A 2,891-nucleotide genomic window follows, 5' to 3' on the forward strand; every position below is an offset into this window, starting at 1 on the left:
CCCGGTGCCGGTGGGCCCGGCCGCGGCGGCGATGGTGGCCGCGACGAACATCGCGCTGTAGACGCCGTTCGCGGTGTGCGTGAGCGTCGCCTCCCGGTGTGCCTGCGCTGCGGCGGCCCCGGGATCGCCCGGGTGTGTCCAGCCGTGCGGATCGGCCCGGATCGCCGCGCCGATCCACTCCCGGAACGGATTGCGGTACCGGGCGGTGTGCGGCGGCTCGATCCCGCAGAGCAGATTGCGGTACGCGAGGCGCTCGGCGGTGAACGTACATCCGGCCGGCAGCTCGTCCAGCCAGAGGCGCCCGACGTCCGAGGTGGTGAAGTCCCGGCCGTGGCGCTGGAGCAGCAGCAGATTGAGCACGGAGTAGTTGAGATCGTCGTCCTCGGGCATCCCGTCGATGTTCTCGGCGAGCGAGGTCGGCGCGGAACGGCGGTTCCAGGGATACGCGTCGGCGAGATCCGGAGGCAGTCCCTCGGCGGTGAACCAGGTGTGCAGCGGCCAGTTGCCGGTGGCGCGCGCGATGGCCCGGATGCCACGGAGCGGCAGCTTCTCGACGGGCTTGCCCAGCAGACAGCCGGCCGCCCGGCCGAGCCAGGCGGCATGGAGCCGGGCGACGGTGAGGCTTACGGGGGCCTGCCCTGACGGCGGCCGGTCCGGCGTGACGGACGCGGTGGCACCGGACTGAGGGCGAGGCATGGTGTCCGCCGTCCGCGCACCGGCTGTACGGGAGTCGGGTCTCTCCCGCGCGTCCCGGGCGGTCGGCCAGTCGGGGCACGCCGATCTGATCGCGGCGAGGTCCGTCGGCTCGTACCGTTCCCGCGTCGACGGCAGCCCGGCCAGTTCGTCCAACAGTTCCTCGGCCAGGGCGCGCAGACGCGGATCCGGAGGAGTCTGGGAGGCGCCCGCGCGAGGCGGGGCCGGGGCGCCTCCTGCCGTGTGCCAGCGGTGGGCGACGGCCGTCGCGTCGCGGCCGTCCTCCGAGGCCTGGCGCAGCTCATGGCCGATCAGATCCTCGGGCTGCACCCAGGTGACGCGGAGGTCCGTCATCGCGCCGCCGCCGGCCGTGTCTCCGTACGCAGTGCCTCGCGCGGGACGCCGTGCGGCGCCTCGTACGGGCTGCCGTCGGCCGCGTCGGCCGGCGCGTCGATCAGCCGGGCGTCCGTCATCCGCGCGAACGCGCTCTCGTGCGCGCGCCGCCGTTCCGTGTCGCGGGTGAAGACCTCGTAGGCCACCTCCGTCAGCACCCGCGCCGGAGCGTGCAGATCGAGCCGGCTCGCGTCGGCCACGCGCCGCGCCCAGTCCGCGGGGACGGCGGACTCGCCGCCCAGCGCTCCGGCGAGCGCTCCGCTCATGGTGGCGATCGAGTCGCAGTCCCGTCCGTAGTTGACCGAGCCCAGCACCGTACGGTGGTAGTCGCCGCCGCCGATCAGCAACATCCCGAGCGCGATGGGAAGTTCCTCGATGGAGTGCACCCGGGACGGGCGGCGGGCGCCCAGCGCCGGGCTGCGGTAGTGCGGGCCGACCGTGTCGAAGGGCGCGACGGCCTCGCGCAGTCCGCGCAGCGCGGACTCCGTGTCGCGGTGCCGGGAGGCGACATCGCGTACCGCCCGGATCGCGGCCCGCGTGCCGTCCTTCGCTAGTGCGAGACAGGTCTCCACGACGGTCGCGGGCGTGGCGTCCGGGAGACACGCGGCGGCGACTGCGGCGGCGAACACGCCCGCCGCCTCCCGCCCGTACGAGGACTGGTGCGCGCCCGCGACATCGATCGCCTCGGCGTACGCGGCGGCCGGATGCGCCGCGTTGACCAGTCCCACCGGTGCCATGTACATCGCCGCGCCGCAGTTGACGATGTTCCCGGTGCCCGCCTCGCGCGGATCGACATGCCCGTAGTGCAGCCGGGCGACCATCCACTTCTCGGCGAGGAAGATCCGCTGGAGAAGCGGCGCCTCGGTCTCCAGCTCGGGGATCCAGCGCGGAGTGGCCATCAGATCGGGAACGAGATGGTCGGCGACCGCGTACGCGTCGAGATGGTCGCGTACGGTCTCGTACACGCGGATCAGCGCATGGGTCATCAGGGTGTCGTCGGTGACATGGCCGTCGCCCTTGTGGTAGGGCGCGATGGGACGGGCGGTGCGCCAGTTCTCGTTCCACGGGCCGACGATGCCGGAGACCCGGCCGCCGTGGCGTTCGACGATCTGTTCGGGGGAGTAGCCCTCGACCGGACCGCCGAGCGCGTCACCGACCGCCGCTCCGATCAGACAGCCGGTGATCCGGTCGGCGAGGGTGCGTGTCGCCGTGTGCGTACTCGTCGTGCGCGTGCCGGTTGCGGTGGCGGCCGGTTTCGGGGCCGGTGTTGGGGGAGTGCTCAGCGTCGTCATGCCGGAATTGTCCACCCGGAGCGGTCAGTTCCGTGGCTGTCAGCAGCCCGGCGAGTTCTACCAGATCGGTTCTGGCGAGCCTGGGCAGGGCGCAGCCCGCGAGGGTGCGGCAGGCGTCCCGCCAGGTGGCGGGTACGGAGTCGCCGCCGCCGAGCGCGCCGGTCAGCGCTCCGGCGAGCGCGGGAGCGGAGTCGGCGACCCGGGAGAGACAGGCGGCGGCCGGGACCGCGCCGCTGACCTCGCCACGGGCGGCGAGTGTGAGGGCGAGGGCGACGGGAACGGTCTCGGCGGCGGCGATGCCGTAGCTGTAGACGTGGTCCACGATCTGATGCTCCAGCAACGGTACGAGCGCGAAGGCACCGGCCGGCTCTCCGGCGAAGTCCCGGGCCAGCTTGAGGGCATGACGGGCGTTCCGGCCGATCTCCGTGGTGCCGGGCAGCTGGGCGAGGGCGGCGTCGACGGCGGTCTCGGCGTCCGCGCCGCCGAGCGCGCCCGCGACGGCGGCGGCCATGG

General features: G+C 73.7%; 3 protein-coding genes. All 3 read right to left on the bottom strand.

What is annotated here, in order from left to right; genetic code table 11:
- Positions 1 to 1,047: ADP-ribosylglycohydrolase family protein (locus tag GA0115259_RS21435; RefSeq protein WP_107469238.1), on the bottom strand; the 1,047-nt coding region annotated here is incomplete at its 3' end.
- Positions 1,044 to 2,270 (bottom strand): ADP-ribosylglycohydrolase family protein, encoded by a 1,227-nt coding sequence (locus tag GA0115259_RS21440; RefSeq protein WP_093599660.1) that lies wholly within the window; start codon positions 2,268 to 2,270, stop codon positions 1,044 to 1,046. The genes GA0115259_RS21435 and GA0115259_RS21440, both read right to left, overlap by 4 nt.
- On the bottom strand, positions 2,236 to 2,891 hold a 656-nt coding region (locus GA0115259_RS21445), incomplete at its 5' end, for an ADP-ribosylglycohydrolase family protein (protein ID WP_176732609.1). The genes GA0115259_RS21445 and GA0115259_RS21440, both read right to left, overlap by 35 nt.

The organism is Streptomyces sp. MnatMP-M17 (assembly GCF_900091995.1).
Lineage (GTDB): Bacteria > Actinomycetota > Actinomycetes > Streptomycetales > Streptomycetaceae > Streptomyces.